Source organism: Streptomyces sp. NPDC002328, assembly GCF_042890065.1.
GTDB lineage: Bacteria > Actinomycetota > Actinomycetes > Streptomycetales > Streptomycetaceae > Streptomyces.
In genome coordinates this window covers 138,411-155,909 of sequence record NZ_JBIARQ010000001.1, presented here as the reverse complement: position 1 = coordinate 155,909, position 17,499 = coordinate 138,411, and the positions used below count along the sequence as shown (strand labels likewise).

Annotated in this window: 13 protein-coding genes; 5 read left to right on the top strand and 8 right to left on the bottom strand. The window is 72.1% G+C overall.

The window, feature by feature from the left end:
- Positions 1 to 157 precede the first annotated feature (157 nt).
- The 3 genes from ACFYX4_RS00740 to ACFYX4_RS00730 are packed head-to-tail and all read right to left on the bottom strand — an operon-like array spanning position 158 to position 3,770.
- Entirely contained in the window at positions 158 to 2,443 is a 2,286-nt protein-coding gene (locus tag ACFYX4_RS00740; RefSeq protein ID WP_389323547.1) for an FtsX-like permease family protein, read from the bottom strand.
- Between the two features lie 47 nt (positions 2,444 to 2,490).
- Positions 2,491 to 3,240, bottom strand: a complete 750-nt coding sequence (locus ACFYX4_RS00735; protein ID WP_389323544.1) for an ABC transporter ATP-binding protein — start codon at positions 3,238 to 3,240, stop codon at positions 2,491 to 2,493.
- Positions 3,237 to 3,770 carry a PadR family transcriptional regulator gene (locus ACFYX4_RS00730; RefSeq protein ID WP_389323540.1) on the bottom strand — a complete coding sequence of 178 codons (534 nt, stop codon included), beginning with the start codon at positions 3,768 to 3,770 and terminating at the stop codon, positions 3,237 to 3,239. Before ACFYX4_RS00730 ends, ACFYX4_RS00735 begins: the two co-directional genes overlap by 4 nt.
- A 121-nt stretch (positions 3,771 to 3,891) precedes the next feature.
- Here ACFYX4_RS00730 and ACFYX4_RS00725 point away from each other — a divergent pair, with 121 nt between their 5' ends.
- The 5 genes from ACFYX4_RS00725 (at position 3,892) to ACFYX4_RS00705 (ending at position 10,513) form a co-directional block, all read left to right on the top strand.
- Positions 3,892 to 5,163: an ABC transporter substrate-binding protein gene (locus tag ACFYX4_RS00725; protein ID WP_389323537.1), complete on the top strand. Its 1,272-nt coding sequence runs from the start codon at positions 3,892 to 3,894 to the stop codon at positions 5,161 to 5,163.
- 128 nt (positions 5,164 to 5,291) lie between these two features.
- Positions 5,292 to 6,917 carry a glycoside hydrolase family 13 protein gene (locus ACFYX4_RS00720; protein WP_389323534.1) on the top strand — a complete coding sequence of 542 codons (1,626 nt, stop codon included), beginning with the start codon at positions 5,292 to 5,294 and terminating at the stop codon, positions 6,915 to 6,917.
- 66 nt (positions 6,918 to 6,983) lie between these two features.
- Positions 6,984 to 8,312, top strand: a complete 1,329-nt coding sequence (locus tag ACFYX4_RS00715) for an ABC transporter substrate-binding protein (protein ID WP_389323531.1) — start codon at positions 6,984 to 6,986, stop codon at positions 8,310 to 8,312.
- A gap of 6 nt (positions 8,313 to 8,318) precedes the next feature.
- Positions 8,319 to 9,677: a carbohydrate ABC transporter permease gene (locus ACFYX4_RS00710; RefSeq protein WP_389323528.1), complete on the top strand. Its 1,359-nt coding sequence runs from the start codon at positions 8,319 to 8,321 to the stop codon at positions 9,675 to 9,677.
- Positions 9,674 to 10,513: a carbohydrate ABC transporter permease gene (locus tag ACFYX4_RS00705; RefSeq protein ID WP_389323525.1), complete on the top strand. Its 840-nt coding sequence runs from the start codon at positions 9,674 to 9,676 to the stop codon at positions 10,511 to 10,513. The genes ACFYX4_RS00710 and ACFYX4_RS00705 overlap by 4 nt, the downstream gene beginning before the upstream one ends.
- 85 nt (positions 10,514 to 10,598) lie before the next feature.
- Here the strand turns inward: ACFYX4_RS00705 and pgl are convergent, their stop codons facing one another.
- From pgl to tkt, 5 genes are read right to left on the bottom strand one after another with little or no spacing between them, the layout of a single operon-like run.
- Positions 10,599 to 11,381 carry a 6-phosphogluconolactonase gene (pgl, locus tag ACFYX4_RS00700; protein WP_389323522.1) on the bottom strand — a complete coding sequence of 261 codons (783 nt, stop codon included), beginning with the start codon at positions 11,379 to 11,381 and terminating at the stop codon, positions 10,599 to 10,601.
- Positions 11,378 to 12,670, bottom strand: coding sequence for a glucose-6-phosphate dehydrogenase assembly protein OpcA (gene opcA / locus ACFYX4_RS00695; protein WP_389323519.1), 1,293 nt, complete (start codon positions 12,668 to 12,670; stop codon positions 11,378 to 11,380). Before opcA ends, pgl begins: the two co-directional genes overlap by 4 nt.
- The gene (zwf, locus tag ACFYX4_RS00690) at positions 12,667 to 14,205 is read right to left on the bottom strand and encodes a glucose-6-phosphate dehydrogenase (RefSeq protein WP_389323516.1); all 1,539 of its coding nucleotides are present in this window, start codon (positions 14,203 to 14,205) and stop codon (positions 12,667 to 12,669) included. The genes opcA and zwf overlap by 4 nt, the downstream gene beginning before the upstream one ends.
- A 4-nt stretch (positions 14,206 to 14,209) precedes the next feature.
- Positions 14,210 to 15,328 (bottom strand): transaldolase, encoded by a 1,119-nt coding sequence (gene tal / locus ACFYX4_RS00685; protein ID WP_389323513.1) that lies wholly within the window; start codon positions 15,326 to 15,328, stop codon positions 14,210 to 14,212.
- Between the two features lie 33 nt (positions 15,329 to 15,361).
- Positions 15,362 to 17,449: a transketolase gene (gene tkt, locus ACFYX4_RS00680; protein WP_389323510.1), complete on the bottom strand. Its 2,088-nt coding sequence runs from the start codon at positions 17,447 to 17,449 to the stop codon at positions 15,362 to 15,364.
- Between the last annotated feature and the right edge of the window lie 50 nt (positions 17,450 to 17,499).

Below are 17,499 nucleotides of genomic sequence, written 5' to 3'. Positions count from 1 at the left end.
GCCCCTGCACCCCGGCGGGGCTCCGCCCCTGCGCCCCGGCGGGGCTGTGCCCCTGCACCCCGGCGGGGCTGTGCCCCTGCACCCCCGTGGGGCTCCGCCCCTGCGCCCCGGCGGGGCTCCGCCCCAGCACCCCAACCCCGCCGGCGGCGCAGCATCCTCACATCGCCGCACTCAACGTGTCCGCCAACCTGCGCCGAGCCGCCCTCGTCGCAGGGAAGGTCGCCAAAGCCGTGGCGCCCAGTACCGCTGCCGTCGCGAAGAGGGCGAGGAGGGGGAGGGGCGGGGTTCGGGCTATTCCCGCTCCTGTTCCGCTGGAGCCGGCCTGGGCGTCGATCAGCCAGTGGGCCAGGGGGGCGCCCACGGCGGTGCTGAGGACGACCGCCGACAGGGTCGTGCAGGCCGTGGCCGTGACCGTGATCGCCGTGATCTGGCGCGGGGACAGGCCGATGGCCTTGAGGGCGAGCAGATCGCGTTCGCTCTCGCGGACCGTGCCGCCAATCACCGTCAGCAGTTCGATCAGGCCGATGAGGGCCAGGACGGCGATCACGGCGACGACCACCCCGCGCAGCGGGGAGAGGCCGTCGGCCGGGTTGGTGGGCGTGTGGACGTCCAGGCGGCCCTCGCTCGCGGCGGTGAGGCGGGCGCCCACCTCCGCGGGGTCGGCTCCGGGGGTCAGCCGGAGCTGGTAGAGGGTCGGGCCCAGTTCGGGGGCGTTCTCGTGGAGGGTGTCGAGCGAGGTGGAGATGACCCGCCCCGCGTTCTCCGGCTCGATGCTGCGCCCCACGATGTGCAGGATCTGCGGCTGGTCGCCCACGGTCATCCGCACCCAGTCGCCGACGCGCACGTCCAGCAGGTCGAGCAGGCCCTGCCCGGCCACCGCCTCGTCGGGGCCGTGCGCCGGGCGGCCCTCGGCCAGGGTGTACGGGTAGGGGTCCGCGCGGGTGCCGTAGCCGCGCAGGGCGATCGTCGCGGTCTGGCCGGGGACCAGGGCCGCCACCTCCACGCCGGGGTAGGCGGCGGCGATCTGCGGGTCGCGTTCCAGGAGGGCGCGGGTCTCCCGGTCGGGGAGCGCGGCGTCCGGGTGGACCGTGAGCGCGGTGGGCAGGCCCGTCTGCTCGGGCGCGCTGCGGAAGCGGTCGATGGTGGTCCAGGCGCTCAGCGCGACCACGATCAGCAGCAGCGGCAGCGCGAGCCGGGCCACCGTCGCCAGGGATCTCAGCCGACGGGTGCCGAAGGCCCGGTGCCAGCCCAGGACCAGGGCGGGCGGCAGCCGCAGTCCGAGCGCCCGCAGCGCCGAGCCGGACAGCCGTCCGGCCGCCCGCGGGGCGGGCCGGGGCACCGGCACCGGCGGCACGCGTCCCGCGCGCCAGGCGGCGAGGCCGGTGATGGCGCCGATGAACAGCACCGCCCCGGCCGGCACCGTGAACAGCGCCACCGTGTGTCCCGGCAGGCCCTGCCACACGCCCACGGCGTCCCCGAGCCGCCCCGGGACCCGGCTGCCCAGCGCCTGGATGAGGGCGGCCGCGGCCGTGGCGCCCAGCAGCGCGTAGGCGATGTGCTGGAGGAGGAAGATCCGTACGACCTGACCGGGAGTGAAGCCGATCGCCTTCAGGATCGAGATGTCCCGCAGATGCCCGCGGATCCGGGTGGCGATCGCCCCGTGCACCGCGAGCCCGGCGGCGACCAGCGCGCCCAGCCCGAACAGGCCCAGCACCTGCCCGAGCAGCCGGTTGTCGCCCTGCGCCTCGGCGCGCGCCTGCTGCCAGGTGGACACCTCGCTGACCGCGCCCGCGCCCAGCACCGTGACCGCGCGCTGCACGGCGTAGTCCGTGTCGTCGGGATCGGTCAGCCGCAGCCCGATCACCTGGCCGGCCGGGTCCGGCACGGCGGACGGGAGCGCCCAGACCAGGCCGGGCCGGTCGCCGGGGGAGTAGCGGGGCTCGGCGCTGTCGGCGATGCCGAGGACCGTCAGCCCGCGCGCGCCGCCGGGCAGGTCGAGGGTGTCGCCGGGCTCGGCCACCAGCGTGCGGGCGAGCCGGCTCTCCAGCACCACGCCGTCCGGCGTCGCCGGGTCCAGCCAGCGGCCGGAGGCGAGCAGCGGGCGGCCCACGGAGGGCTGCTCGGAGACGCCGCGCAGTTCGACGGAGGCGCGGGCGCCGCGTGAGGTCACAGCGGTGGAGGCGACGGGATAGGGCCCGGCGACGGAGTCGACGCCGTCCAGCGCGGCGAGTTCGTCCGTCGCGGCGGCCGGACCGGTGTGGATCCACACATGCGCGCCGCGCGCCTGGGTGAACACCCGCTGCCAGGGGTTGGTGGCGTACCCGAACAGCGCCGTGGCCAGCAGCAGCGAGGCGACGATGCCCGCCGTGGCGAGCACGAGGAACAGCGCCTCGCCGCGGTGCGTCCGCAGATCGGAGTGCGCCCAGCGCAAGGTGGCCCGCACCGTCTCAGCCCTTCCGGGGGTCGTCGTACGCCTTGAGCTGCCGCACGTCAGTCCTTCAGTTCCAGCACGCCGGAGATGCCGGCGCCGCGCGTCGGCGTGCCGTCCAGTCGAGCGTCGTCGGCGATCCGCCCGTCGAAGAAGCTGATCACCCGGTCCGCGGCGCTCGCCAGCCGTGCGTCATGGGTGACCAGCACGATCGTCTGGCCGCGCTGGTGGAAGCGGGACAGCAGCCGCATCACCTCGCGGGTGCCCTTGCTGTCGAGGCTGCCCGCGGGCTCGTCGGCGAGCAGCAGCGGCGGACGGTTCACGAGGGCGCGGGCCAGCGCCACCCGCTGCTGCTCGCCGCCGGACAGCTCGCCCGGCATGCTGCGCTCCTTGCCCGCGAGCCCCAGCTCGGCGAGCAGCCCCTCCCGCTCGGCGCGCGCCTGCCGGGGGGAGACGCCGGCGAGCAGCGCGGGCAGCTCGACGTTGTCGGCGACCGACAGGTTCGACACCAGGTTGAAGAACTGGAAGACGATCCCGATGCGCTTCCGGCGCTCCACCGCCCAGCGCGCCTCGCTGTAGGCGTCGGTGCGCTCGCCGTCCAGCCAGATGCTGCCGCCGTCCGGGCGTTGCAGCCCGCCGAGCAGATGCAGCAGCGTCGACTTCCCGGCGCCGGAAGGACCCGTGATCGCCACGAACTCACCGGGGTCCACGCACAGGTCGACCCCGCGCACGGCGTGGGCCGGGGCGCCCTCGCCGTGGTGCGTCTTGACCAGGCCCTCGGCGCGCAGCACCGGAGCGGGACGCTCGCTCACTCCAGCTCCTCCAGCTCTCCCAGGTCTTCCAGTTCTTCCTGGCACCGCTCCAGCCAGTCGAGGTCGGCTTGCAGGTGCAGCATCGCGCCCTCGATCAGCAGATGGGCGATGCGGTTGTCGCGGTCTTCGGCAGCCGCCAGCTTGGACAGACTGCGCATGGTGTTCAGGTACTGCCGCCGCTGCCGGTTGATGAGGGCGACCTGGTCGGCGAGACCGGTCTGCGGGGCGAGGGCCAGCTTCATGAAGAACTCGTCCCGTACCCGCGGCTCGTCCTCGGGCTCCTCGAACCAGGCGCGCAGCGCCACCCGCCCGGTGTCGGTCAGGTGGTAGACCTTCTTGTTGGGCCGGCTGGACTGCTCGACGTCCTCGCCCTCGATCAGTCCCTGCTTCTCGAGGCGGCCGAGGGTCACATAGATCTGGCCGACGTTCGGCTGAGGGTACGCGGAGCCCAGCAGTTGCTCAAGGTCGTGCTTCAGCTCGTAACCGTGCGCCGGGCCGCGCGCGAGAAGAGCCAGGAGGGGCAGGCGCACTCGTGCTGTCCTCCTCCTCGCGTAATGTGCTCCAGGCTCTAGTATCGCCCATACCTAACAGGTATACATGGCCTCTGACCCCAGGCAAGGGTGCCCCGGGCCGGTGTACAGGGAGGAACCTATGCGGTGGATACGCGCCGCCGGTAGGGGCCTTCTCGTCCTGGTCGTGGTCATGACCGGTTACATCGCCTCGGGCGCACGGGCCGACGAGGGCAGCGCGGGCGGCCGGGGGCCGCTGACGCTCGCCACCGCCGGGGACCTCACCGGCTATCTCGGCCCCCTGCTGGAGGGCTGGAACCGCACCCACCCCGGCGAGCGGGTCACCCTCGTCGAACTCCCGGACTCCGCCGACGAGACCCACGCGCAGATGGCGACCGACCTGCGCGACGGCGACCGCAGCCGCTTCGACGTCCTCAACATCGACGTCAGCTGGACATCGGAGTTCGCCGCCGCGGGCTGGATACGCCCGCTGCCCTCCGGCCGCTTCCCCCTCCAGGACTTCCTGTCGCCGGTCGTGGACACGGCGACCTACGACGGACGGCTCTACGCCGTCCCGTACGTCACCAACGCCGGCCTCCTCCTCTACCGCAAGGACGTCCTCGCCGCGGAGGGCGTCCCGCCGCCGCGCACCTGGGCCGAGCTGGAACGGTACGCGCGGACCATCGCCCCGAAGCACGGACTCGACGGCTACGCCGGGCAGTTCCTGCCCTACGAGGGGCTCACCGTCAACGCGGCCGAGGCCGTCTACTCGGCGGGCGGCTCGATCCTCGGCGACGAGGGGGCGCGGGTCACCGTGGACTCGGCCGCCGCCCGCGAGGGCATCGGCTTCCTCGCCCGGGGCGTGCGCGAGGGATGGATACCGCAGCGGGCCCTCGCCTACAAGGAGGAGGAGTCCAAACAGGCCTTCCAGGAGGGCCGGCTGCTCTTCCTGCGCAACTGGCCCTACGCCTACGTCGCCGCCTCCGCCGCGGACTCGAAGGTCGCCGGACGGGTCGGCGCCGTACCGCTGCCGGGGCCCGACGGTCCCGGGACCAGCGTCCTCGGCGGCTCCAACCTCGCGGTGAACGCCCACGCGCGGCACCCCGACTCCGCAGCGCGCCTGATCGCCTACCTCACCAGCGAGCCCGTCCAGCGCCAGGTCCTCACCCGCGGCGCCCTGCCGCCCGTGCGCGCCGCGCTGTACGAGGACCCCGAGCTGATCAGGGCGTTCCCCTATCTGCCGACCCTGCGCGAGAGCGTGCTGGCGGCCGCGCCGCGCCCCAAGAGCCCGCGCTACGACCAGGTCAGCCTGGTCGTGCAGTCGGTCGTGCACGACGCGATGGCCGGCCGCGAGACGCCCGAGGCGGCGGTCCGCCGGCTCGCGCGCGAGCTCGATGCGCTGTCCCGCCGCTAGCACCGCCCGGCGTTCCCGCTCTCTCACGGCTCCCTAGTTACTTGTTAGGTAACGCGTAGGTCTCATCTCGCCTTGTTGAGGCACCTTTGCGTTGACACTTTCGTAACCCACTTACCTAACATGCATACATGTTGAGTAAGTACCGCTGGTGGCGGGACGCGGTGATCTACCAGGTCTACGTGCGCAGCTTCCTGGACAGCACCGGCGACGGCGTCGGCGATCTCGCCGGAGTCAGGGCCGGACTGCCCTACCTGAAGAAGCTCGGCGTGGACGGCATCTGGCTGAGCCCCTTCTACCCGTCCCCGCAGCACGACCACGGCTACGACGTCGCCGACTACTGCGACGTCGACCCGCTCTTCGGCGACCTCGCCGAGTTCGACCTGCTGGCGGCGGCCGCCCGGCGACTCGGCGTCAAGGTGCTCCTGGACGTCGTCCCCAACCACTGCTCCAGCGAGCACCCCTGGTTCCGCGAGGCGCTCGCCTCCGCGCCCGGCAGCGCGGCCCGCGCCCGCTTCCACTTCGCCGACGGCCGCGGCCCGGACGGCGCCGAGCCGCCCAACAACTGGCACGCCATGTTCGGCGGCCCCGCCTGGAGCCGCGTCACGGAGCCGGACGGCCGGCCAGGCCAGTGGTACCTGCACATGTTCACCCCCGAACAGCCCGACTGGAACTGGCGCACCCCCGAGGTCGCCGCCGAGTTCGACCGGATCCTGCGCTTCTGGCTCGACCGGGGCGTCGACGGCTTCCGTATCGACGTCGCCGCGGGCCTCTACAAGCACCCCGAACTGCCGGACTCCGACGACCCCGAGGCCGACGCCCGCACCCGCGACTCGGTCAACCCGCTCGCCTGGAACCAGCCCGAGGTGCACGACGTGTGGCGGCACTGGCGGTCCGTCTGCGAGGAGTACACGGCCGCCGACGGCCGCGAACGGCTCCTGGTCGGCGAGGTCTCCGTCCCCACCGCCCGCGAACACGCGCAGTACGTCCGCCCGGACGAGCTCCACCAGGCCTTCTTCTTCGACCTGCTGAGCGCCCCCTGGGACGCCGACGCCTTCCGCAAGGTCGTCTCCGAGGCCATCCAGGACATCGCCGGCACGGGCTCCACCGTCACCTGGGTCCTCAACAACCACGACCAGGTCCGCACCGTCACCCGCTACGGCGAACCGGCCACCGGCGGCAGCGGCCTCGGCACCGCCCGCGCCCGCGCCGCCGCCCTGCTGATGCTGGCGCTGCCCGGCGCCGCGTACATCTACCAGGGCGAGGAACTCGGCCTGCCCGAGGTCGTCGACCTGCCCGACGACGTGCTCACCGACCCGATCTTCCGCCGCACCGGGAGCCGCGCCCGCATCCGCGACGGCTGCCGCGTCCCGCTGCCCTGGTCCGGACAGGCCTCGCCGTTCGGCTTCACCTCCGGCGCGGAGGGAGCCAAGCCCTGGCTGCCGCAGCCCGAGTACTTCGCCGAGCACGCCACCGACCGCGCCCTCGCCGACACCCGCTCCTTCTGGCACCTGTACCGCGACGGACTCCAACTGCGGGCCGCCCTACCCCAGTTGGGCGAGGGTGAACTGCGCTGGCTGGACACCCCGCCCGGCGTCCTCGCCTTCGAGCGCGGCGACGGCCTGGTCTGCGCCGTCAACTTCGGTACCGCGCCCACCCCCGCGCCGGTCTCCGGCACCCCGCTGCTCTCCAGCGACCCCTGCCCGGCCGGCGTCCTGCCCGGCTCGACAGCGGCCTGGTGGCTCAGCGACCTCTGAACCCCCCTGGTGGCTCAGCGACCTCTGAACCCCGTCAACTCCCCACTCCCCGAAGGGACATCAACGATGATGCGACGACGTACCACCCTGCTCACCGGCTGCACCGCCCTCGCCCTCGCGCTCGGCGCCACCGCCTGCGGCGGCGGAGGCCCGGTCACGGCGGGCGGCGGCGACAAGGCGCTGAACGGCCAGACCGTCACCGTGGCCGGCGTCTGGTCCGGCAGCGAACAGAAGAACTTCCAGAAGGTGCTGGACGCCTTCACCGAGAAGACCGGCGCCAAGACGCAGTTCACGTCCACCGGCGACAACGTCTCCACCGTTGTCGGCAGCAAGATCGAGGGCGGCAACGCCCCCGACGTCGTGATGGTCCCGCAGGTCGGCGTGCTCCAGCAGTTCGCCGGCAACGGCTGGCTCCAGCCGCTCTCCGCCACCACCGTCAAGTCCGTCGACGCCAACTACGCCCCCGTGTGGAAGACCTACGGCAGCGTCGACGGCTCCCTCTACGGCCTCTACTTCAAGGCCGCCCACAAGTCGACCGTCTGGTACAGCCCCGACGCCCTCACCCAGGCCGGCGTCAAGCCGCCCACCACCTACGCCGACCTGCTGAAGGCCGGACGCACCGTCTCCGACTCCGGGCTCGCCGCCTTCTCGGTCGCCGGGCAGGACGGCTGGACCCTCACCGACTGGTTCGAGAACGTCTACCTCTCCCAGGCCGGACCCGAGAAGTACGACGCCCTCGCCGCCCACAAGCTGAAGTGGACCGACGCCTCCGTCGTCAAGGCGCTCACCACCCTCGGCGAGCTGTTCAAGGACAAGCAGCTCATCGCCGGCGGCCAGAAGGGCGCCCTGAACACCGACTTCCCGGGCTCGGTGGAGAAGGTGTTCGGGCCCAAGCCCGAGGCGGGCATGGTCTACGAGGGCGACTTCGTCGCCGGCGTCGCCAAGGACCAGTTCGGCCGGAAGATCGGCCAGGACGCGAACTTCTTCCCCTTCCCGGCGGTCGACGGCGGCGACGCCCCCGTGGTCAGCGGCGGCGACGCGGCCGTCGTCCTCAAGGACGGCAAGAACGCCAAGGCGGGCATGGCCCTCCTGGAGTACCTGGCGACCCCCGAGGCCGCCGCCGTCTGGGCCGAGGCGGGCGGCTTCCTGTCCCCGAACAAGAAGCTCGACCTCGCCTCCTACGGCGACGACGTCACCCGCGCCACCGCCAAGTCCCTCGTCGACGCCGGAGACTCCGTCCGCTTCGACATGTCCGACCAGGCGCCCGCCGCGTTCGGCGGCACCAAGGGCGCGGGGGAGTGGAAGCTGCTCCAGGACTTCCTGCGCGACCCGTCCGACCCGAAGGCGACCGCGGCCCAGCTCGAAGCCGCCGCGGCCAAGGCCTACAAGGGCTGACCGGACATGACCGCGACCCTCGTGAAAGAGGCGGCCCCGCCGCCCGCCGCCCCGGACGGCCCCCCGCGCCGCCCGCGGCGGCGGGGGCGGATCGTCGCCCTGCTGTTCGCCCTCCCCGCACTGCTCCTGCTGGGCGCCCTCGTCGTCTACCCGGTGCTCTTCTCCATCGGCCGCAGCCTGTTCGACGCGTCCGGCACCCGCTTCGTCGGCGGCGAGAACTACGCCGAGATGTTCCGCGACCCGGCGACCCTCAAGGCCGTCCGCAACACGGCGATCTGGGTGGTCGTGGCCCCGGCGCTGCTGACCGGGCTGGGACTGATCCTCGCCGTGCTGGTCGAGAAGATCCGCTGGGCGACGGCGTTCAAGCTGCTGCTGTTCATGCCGATGGCGGTGTCCTTCCTCGCCGCCGGCATCATCTTCCGGCTCGCCTACGACGAGGACCCGGACAAGGGCGTGCTGAACGCCGCCGCGGTCTCCTTCCACGACGCCTTCCGCGACACCGCGGCCTATCCGACGGCCCGCGCACGCGACGGACAGGGGCTGACCGCGGCGGCGGACGGCTCGTACCGGACCGGCGCGGGCGTGTCCCCGGGCGACTCGGTGGCGCTGCCCCTGGTCGGCGTCGCGCCCAAGGACGTCCCCGCCGGCGCCGAGCCCGCGTACGCCGCCGCCGGCCGCGCGGCCGCCCCCGACGAACTGCGCGGGGTGGTCTACCTGGACTTCACGCCCGGCGGCGGCGGGGAACAGGGCAAGGTCGACCGGCCGGAGAGCGGCCTGCCGCAGCTGCGGGTCGAGGCGGTCCGCGACGGCACGACGGTCGCGAGCACGACCACGGCCGCGGACGGCTCCTTCCGCTTCCCCGGACTGGACGCCGGCTCCTACACGCTGCGGCTCCCCGCCTCGAACTTCGCACAGCCCTACGACGGCGTCTCCTGGCTCGGCCCGGCCCTCGTCACCCCGGCGATCATCGGCGCGTACCTGTGGATCTGGACCGGCTTCGCGATGGTCCTGATCGGCGCGGGGCTCTCCACACTGCCCCGGGACGCGCTGGAGGCGGCGCGGATGGACGGGGCCAACGAGTGGCAGATCTTCCGCCGGATCACCGTCCCGCTGCTCGCGCCCGTCCTGACCGTGGTCTTCGTGACCCTGGTGATCAACGTGATGAAGGTCTTCGACCTCGTCTACATCATCGCGCCAGGACCGGTGCAGGAGGACGCGACCGTGCTCGCGACGCAGATGTGGCTGGTGTCCTTCGGCGGCGGCAACGACCAGGGCCTCGGCAGCGCGCTGGGCGTGCTGCTCCTGCTGCTGGTGGTCCCGGCGATGGTCTTCAACGTCCGCCGTTTCCGAAGGAGTCAGCGATGAACGCCCTCAGGCGTCACCTCGGCAGCGGGGTCGTCCAGGCCTTCCTCGTGGTGGTCGGGCTGGTGTGGATGACACCGCTGGCCGGGCTGTTCCTGTCCTCCCTGCGGTCCGCCGAGGACACCGCCCAGGGCGGCTGGTGGACGGTGTTCGCCGCTCCCGGGCAGCTGTCCTTCGACAACTACGCCTCGCTGCTGGGGAATTCGGGCATCACCGAGGCGTTCTGGAACACCGTGCTGATCTCGGTGCCCACGACCGTGCTCGTCGTGGTGCTGGCGGCGCTCGCCGGATACGCCTTCGCCTGGCTGGACTTCCCCGGCCGGGACGCCGTCTTCCTCGTCGTGGTCGCGCTGTTGGTGGTGCCGGTGCAGATCGGTCTGCTGCCGGTCGCCAAACTCTTCGGCCAGCTGGGCCTGTTCGGGACCATCCCCGGCGTGGTGCTCTTCCACGTGGCGTACGGGCTGCCGTTCGCGGTGTTCCTGCTGCGCAACTACTTCGTGGAGATCCCGAAGGAGATGCTGGAGGCGGCCCGCATGGACGGCGGCAGCGAGTGGCGCATCTTCACCCGGCTGGTCCTCCCGGTGGGCCGGCCCGCCCTCGCCAGCCTGGCCATCTTCCAGTTCCTGTGGGTGTGGAACGACATGCTGGTGGCGCTGCTCTTCGCGGACAGCTCCGCGCAGCCGCTGACGGTCGCGCTCCAGTCCCAGATCCGGCAGTTCGGCAGCAACATCGACGTGCTCGCGCCGGGCGCGTTCCTGTCGCTGGTGGTACCGGTGGCCGTGTTCTTCGCCTTCCAACGGCACTTCGTGCAGGGGGTGATGGCGGGCTCGGTGAAGTGAGTCCCCACAACGGGTGAGGGCGGCGGGCTGTTTACCGGCCCGCCGCCCTCACTTCTTCCTGCTTCCGGAGTCCCGGGTCCGGGGATCAGGGCGACGCCGGCGGGTACAGCGCCCTCGGCAGTTCGGACGCCGCCGCCGTGTCCAGCAGCCACAGCGTGCGCGCACGACCGCGCGCGCCCGCCGCCGGGGCCTGGATCTCACCCGCGCCCGACAGGGCGATCGCCGCCGCCCGCGCCTTGTCCTCGCCGGCCGCCAGCAGCCACACCTCACGGGCCGCCCGGATCGCCGGGAGGGTGAGCGTGACACGAGTCGGCGGCGGCTTGGGCGCGCCGTGCACGCCGACCACCGTGCGCTCGGTCTCCCGCACGGCCGGCAACTCCGGGAAGAGCGAGGCCACATGGGTGTCCGGGCCGACGCCCAGCATCAGCACGTCGAAGGTGGGGACGGCTCCATGGTTCTCCGGGCCGGCCGCGCGGGCAAGCTCCTCGGCGTACGCCTCGGCCGCCGCCTCGACATCGGCGCCGTACGGACCGTCCGACGCGGGCATGGCGTGCACGCGCTTCGGATCCAGGGGGACGGAGTCCAGCAGGGCCTCGCGGGCCTGCGTGACGTTGCGCTCCGGGTCGCCCTCGGGCAGGAAGCGCTCGTCGCCCCACCACAGGTCGAGCCGGGCCCAGTCGACGGCGTCCCGGGCGGGCGCGGCGGCCAGCGCGGCCAGCAGGCCGTTGCCGTTGCGTCCGCCGGTGAGGACCACGGACGCGTGACCCCGGGAGGTCTGCGCGTCCACGATCTTCGTGATCAGCCGGGCCGCGGCGGCCTGCGCCATCAGGTCCTTGTCGTGGTGCACGACGAGCTGAGGGGCGCTCACTTCGCCGCCGCCTTCTTCGCCGGGACCTTCCGGGCGGTCTTCTTCGCCGCCTGCGGGGCGGGCGCCTTCGCGGCCTCCTCGACGGGGGTCTCGACGGCGGCCGGCTCGGTCCCGGCCGGCTCAGCCGAGCCCGACTCGTCCGAGGCCGGCTCGTCCGCGACCGCGTCACCCGCGACGGATTCGGCCGAGGCCGCTTCCTCCGCGCCCCGCTCACCCGTGGCGGACTCCGTCCGCCCGACCGAGCCCGAAGACGCCGACGAGCCCGAAGACGCCGACGAACCCGAAGACGCCGACGAACCCGCGGACTCCGACGAGTCCGCGGACTCAGCCGGGCCCGGAGACCCCGCCCCGTCCGCCGACTCCGTCGCGCCCAGCCGCTCCACCCCGAACCGCAGCGCCGAGGCGTACGTGTCGTCCGGGTCCAGCCGCCGCAGCTCCTCCGCGATCAGCTCGGCCGTGTCCCGGCGCTTGAGCGCCACCGCACGGTCGGGCTGGCCCTCGATGGACAGCGTGGCCAGCGAGCCGTCGGCCCGGTCCAGCGCGATCGGACCGCAGTCGGTGCGCATGCGCACCGCCGTGAGCCCCGGCCCGGCAGACAGCGAGCGCTGGACGGGGACGCCCAGCCGGTCGCCCAGCCACATCGCCAGCAGCTCGCAGCTCGGGTTGAACTCCTCGCCCTCCACCTCGACCGACTCCACCTTGCAGGTGACCTGGTCCAGGGCCGCGGCCAGCATCGAGCGCCAGGGCGTGATGCGGGTCCACGACAGGTCGGTGTCGCCGGGGGTGTAGGCCTCGGAGCGGGCCGCCAGGTCCCGTACCGGCTGCTCGGCGGCGTAGGTGTCGGTGACGCGGCGCTGGGCCAGCGCGCCCAGGGGGTCCTGGGCCGGGTCGAGCGGCGCGTTCACCGGCCACCACACGACGACGGGCGCGTCCGGCAGCAGCAGCGGCAGCACCACCGACTGCGCGTGGTCGGCCACCTCCCCGTACAGCCGCAGGATGACCGTCTCGCCGGTGCCCGCGTCCGCGCCCACCCGCACCTCCGCGTCCAGCCGGGACTGGGTGCGGTCACGGGGGGAGCGGGAGACGCGCTTGATCACGACGAGCGTGCGCGAGGGGTGCTCGTGCGAGGCGTCGCCGGCCGACTTGAGCGCGTCGTACGCGTTCTCCTCGTCGGTGACGATGACCAGCGTGAGCACCATGCCGACGGCCGGCGTGCCGATCGCCCGGCGGCCCTGCACCAGCGCCTTGTTGATCTTGCTGGCCGTGGTGTCCGTGAGGTCTGTCTTCATGGCCGGCGCCAGCTCCGTCCGTGTCGTTCGAGCATCTCGTCCGCCTCGACGGGTCCCCAGGTGCCGGCCTGGTACTGGGCGGGCTTGCCGTTCTTGTCCCAGTACTCCTCGATCGGGTCGAGGATCTTCCAGGACAGCTCGACCTCCTCGGTGCGCGGGAAGAGGTTGGAGTCGCCGAGCAGCACGTCCAGGATCAGCCGCTCGTACGCCTCCGGGGAGGACTCCGTGAACGACTCGCCGTAGGCGAAGTCCATGGACACGTCCCGGATCTCCATCGAGGTGCCCGGCACCTTGGAGCCGAAGCGGACCGTCACGCCCTCGTCCGGCTGGACGCGGATGACGATCGCGTTCTTGCCCAGCTCCTCGGTCGCCGTGTGGTCGAACGGGGAGTGCGGGGCCCGCTGGAAGACCACCGCGATCTCGGTGACGCGCCGGCCGAGCCGCTTGCCGGTGCGCAGATAGAAGGGGACGCCCGCCCAACGGCGGTTGTCCACCTCCAGCTTGATCGCCGCGTAGGTGTCGGTCTTCGACTGCGGGTCGATGCCGTCTTCCTGGAGGTAGCCGACGGCCTTCTCGCCGCCCTGCCAGCCTGCCGCGTACTGGGCGCGCACGGTGTCGCTGCCCAGATCCTTCGGCAGCCGGACCGCGCCGAGCACCTTGGTCTTCTCCGCGGCGAGCGCGTCCGCGTCGAAGGAGGCGGGCTCCTCCATGGCCGTCAGGGCCATCAGCTGGAGGAGGTGGTTCTGGATGACGTCACGGGCGGCGCCGATGCCGTCGTAGTAGCCGGCCCGGCCGCCGATGCCGATGTCCTCGGCCATCGTGATCTGCACATGGTCCACGAAGGACCGGTTCCAGATCGGTTCGAACATCGTGTTGGCGAAGCGCAGCGCCAGGATGTTCTGGACGGTCTCCTTGCCCAGGTAGTGGTCGATGCGGAAGACCTGGTCCGGGGCGAAGACCTCGTGGACGATCTCGTTGAGCTCCTCGGCCGACTTCAGATCGTGGCCGAACGGCTTCTCGATGACCGCGCGCCGCCAGTGCCCGCCCTTCTGGTCCGCCAGCCCGTGCTTCTTCAGCTGCTGGATGACCACCGGGAAGGCGCCCGGGGGCACCGACAGATAGAACGCGAAGTTCCCGCCGGTGCCCTGCGCCTTGTCCAGTTCCTCGATCGTCGAACGCAGCCGCTCGAAGGCGTCGTCGTCGTCGAAGGTGCCCTGCACGAAGCGCATCCCCTGGATGAGCTGCTGCCAGACCTCCTCGCGGAACGGGGTGCGGGCGTGTTCCTTGACCGCGTCGTGGACCTCCTGCGCGAAGTCCTCGTGGGCCCACTCACGGCGGGCGAACCCGACCAGTGAGAAGCCCGGCGGCAGCAGACCCCGGTTCGCGAGGTCGTACACCGCGGGCATCAGCTTCTTGCGCGACAAGTCGCCCGTGACGCCGAAGATGACCAGGCCCGACGGCCCCGCGATACGCGGGAGCCGTCGGTCTGCGGGGTCACGAAGCGGATTCGCTCCGGAACCGGGAAGGGATGACAAATCCTCAGTCCTCCGAAGGAGCGAGGCGCTGGAGCTCCGCCTCGGTCGACTTGAGCAGGTCGTTCCAGGACGCCTCGAACTTCTCGACGCCTTCGTCCTCCAGCAGCTGCACGACTTCGTCGTACGAGATCCCGAGCTTCTCGACCGCGTCCAGGTCGGCGCGCGCCTGCTCGTAGGTGCCGGTGACGGTGTCGCCGGTGATCTCGCCGTGGTCGTCGGCGGCGAACAGGGTCGCCTCCGGCATGGTGTTCACCGTGTTCGGCGCCACCAGCTCGTCCACGTACAGCGTGTCCTTGTAGGCCGGGTCCTTCACGCCGGTGGAGGCCCACAGCGGACGCTGCTTGTTGGCGCCCGCCTTCTCCAGCGCCTGCCAGCGGTCCGAGGAGAAGACCTCCTCGTACGCCTCGTAGGCGAGCCGGGCGTTGGCGAGGCCGGCCTTGCCGCGGGCGGCCTTGGCCTCGTCGGTGCCGAGCGCGTCGAGGCGCTTGTCGATCTCGGTGTCCACGCGGGACACGAAGAAGGACGCCACCGAATGGATCTTCGACAGGTCCAGGCCCTTGGCCTGCGCCTGCTCCAGACCGGTCAGGTAGGCGTCCATGACCTCGCGGTAGCGCTGGAGCGAGAAGATCAGCGTGACGTTGACGCTGATGCCGTGGCCGATGACCTCGCCGATCGCGGGGAGACCGCCCATGGTGGCCGGGATCTTGATCAGCGTGTTGGGCCGGTCGACCAGCCAGGCCAGCTGCTTGGCCTCGGCGACCGTCGGCTTGGTGTGGTGGGCCAGCCGCGGGTCGACCTCGATCGACACCCGGCCGTCCTGGCCGCCCGTCGCGTCGAAGACCGGGCGCAGGATGTCGGCGGCGTCACGGACGTCCGCCGTCGTGATCATGCGGATGGCCTCTTCGACGGTGACCTTGCGGGAGGCGAGGTCCGACAGCTGCTGGTCGTAGCCGTCGCCCTGCGAGATCGCCTTCTGGAAGATCGACGGGTTGGTGGTGACGCCCACGACGTGCTGCTGGTCGATCAGCTCGGCGAGGTTGCCGGACGTGATCCGCTTGCGCGACAGGTCGTCCAGCCAGATCGCGACGCCTTCCTCGGAGAGGCGCTTGAGTGCGTCTGTCATGGAATTACATCTCCTACGTGTCGTGTATGGGCGTCAGCGCTGAGCGGCCGCGAGGGATTCCCGGGCCTTGGCGGCCACGTTCTCGGCAGTGAAGCCGTACTCCTGGAAGAGGACCTTGCCGTCGGCCGAAGCACCGAAGTGCTCCAGGGAGACGATGCGGCCGGCGTCCCCGACGTACTTGTGCCAGGTCAGTCCGATGCCCGCCTCGACCGCGACACGGGCCTTCACCGACGGCGGCAGCACGCTGTCCCGGTACCCCTGGTCCTGCTCCTCGAACCACTCCACGGACGGCATGGACACCACCCGCGTCGGCACCCCGTCGGCTTCGAGCAGCTCGCGCGCCTCGACGGCCACATGCACCTCGGAACCGGTCGCCACGAGCACGACCTCCGGAGTGCCCGAGCCCGCCTCGAACAGCACGTAACCGCCGCGCGCCGCGTCCTCGTTGGGCTCGTACGTCGGCACGCCCTGACGGGTCAGCGCCAGACCGTGCGGGGCGCCCTTGCCGAACTGCTTCGTCCAGCGCTTGAGGATCTCGCGCCAGGCGATGGCCGTCTCGTTGGCGTCGGCCGGGCGCACGACGTTGAGGCCCGGGATGGCGCGCAGCGAGGCGAGGTGCTCGACGGGCTGGTGGGTCGGACCGTCCTCACCGAGGCCGATGGAGTCGTGCGTCCACACGTACGTCACCGGCAGGTGCATCAGGGCCGACAGGCGCACCGCGTTGCGCATGTAGTCGGAGAACACGAGGAACGTGCCGCCGTAGACACGGGTGTTGCCGTGCAGCGCGATGCCGTTCATCTCCGCGGCCATGGAGTGCTCGCGGATGCCGAAGTGGATGGTGCGGCCGTAGGGGTCGGCCTCCGGCAGCGGGTTGCCGGCGGGCAGGAACGACGACGTCTTGTCGATCGTCGTGTTGTTGGAGCCGGCCAGGTCGGCCGAGCCGCCCCACAGTTCGGGGATGACCGCGCCGAGGGCCTGGAGCACCTTGCCGGACGCGGCGCGGGTGGCGACGCCCTTGCCGGGCTCGAAGACCGGGAGCTTCTCCTCCCAGCCGGTCGGCAGCTCGCCCGCGGCGACGCGGTCGAACTCGGCGGCGCGCTCGGGGTTGTTGTCGCGCCACTGCTGGAGGGACTTCTCCCACTCGGCCTTCGCCTCGGCGCCGCGCTCCAGTGCCTTGCGGGTGTGGCCGATGACCTCGTCGGAGACCTCGAAGCTCTGCTCCGGGTCGAAGCCGAGGACGCGCTTGGTGGCCGCCACCTCGTCGTCGCCGAGCGCCGAGCCGTGCGCGGCCTCGGTGTTCTGCGCGTTCGGGGCGGGCCAGGCGATGATCGAGCGCATCGCGATGAAGGACGGCCGGTCCGTCACCTTCTTCGCTTCCTCGATCGCGTCGTAGAGGGCGTGCGGGTCGAGGTCGCCGTCCGGCTTCGGGGCGACGCGCTGCACATGCCAGCCGTACGCCTCGTACCGCTTGACGGTGTCCTCGGAGACGGCCGTCTCGGTGTCGCCCTCGATGGAGATGTGGTTGTCGTCCCACAGCAGCACCAGGTTGCCGAGCTGCTGATGGCCGGCCAGCGAGGACGCCTCGGCGGAGATGCCCTCCTGGAGGCAGCCGTCACCGGCGACGCAGTAGACGAAGTGGTCGAAGGGCGACTCGCCGGCCGGGGCCTCCGGGTCGAACAGGCCGCGCTCGTAACGGGCGGCCATCGCCATGCCGACGGCGTTGGCGACGCCCTGGCCGAGCGGGCCGGTCGTCGTCTCCACGCCCACGGTGTGGCCGTACTCCGGGTGGCCGGGGGTCTTCGAGCCCCACGTCCGGAACGCCTTCAGGTCGTCCAGTTCCAGGCCGAAACCGGCCAGGTACAGCTGGGTGTAGAGGGTCAGCGACGAATGTCCCGCGGACAGCACGAAGCGGTCGCGGCCGACCCAGTCGGCGTCGGCGGGGTCGTGCCGCATCACCTTCTGGAAGAGGGTGTAGGCGGCGGGCGCCAGACTCATCGCCGTACCGGGATGGCCGTTGCCGACCTTCTGTACGGCGTCGGCGGCAAGAACGCGGGCGGTGTCCACGGCCCGCTGGTCCCACTCGGTCCACTCGAGGTCTGTGGTGGTCGGCTTGGTGCTCACCCTGAGTCAGGGCTCCTCTCCACATGTCGAATACCGGCTGTTGCGGGCGC

Coding starts and splice junctions, on each gene's coding strand:
- ACFYX4_RS00725 (WP_389323537.1), top strand. CDS start 3,892: ATGCGGTGGATACGCGCCGCCGGTAGGGGCCTTCTCGTCCTGGTCGTG.
- ACFYX4_RS00720 (WP_389323534.1), top strand. CDS start 5,292: ATGTTGAGTAAGTACCGCTGGTGGCGGGACGCGGTGATCTACCAGGTC.
- ACFYX4_RS00715 (WP_389323531.1), top strand. CDS start 6,984: ATGATGCGACGACGTACCACCCTGCTCACCGGCTGCACCGCCCTCGCC.
- ACFYX4_RS00710 (WP_389323528.1), top strand. CDS start 8,319: ATGACCGCGACCCTCGTGAAAGAGGCGGCCCCGCCGCCCGCCGCCCCG.
- ACFYX4_RS00705 (WP_389323525.1), top strand. CDS start 9,674: ATGAACGCCCTCAGGCGTCACCTCGGCAGCGGGGTCGTCCAGGCCTTC.
- opcA (WP_389323519.1), bottom strand. CDS start 12,670: ATGAAGACAGACCTCACGGACACCACGGCCAGCAAGATCAACAAGGCG.
- tal (WP_389323513.1), bottom strand. CDS start 15,328: ATGACAGACGCACTCAAGCGCCTCTCCGAGGAAGGCGTCGCGATCTGG.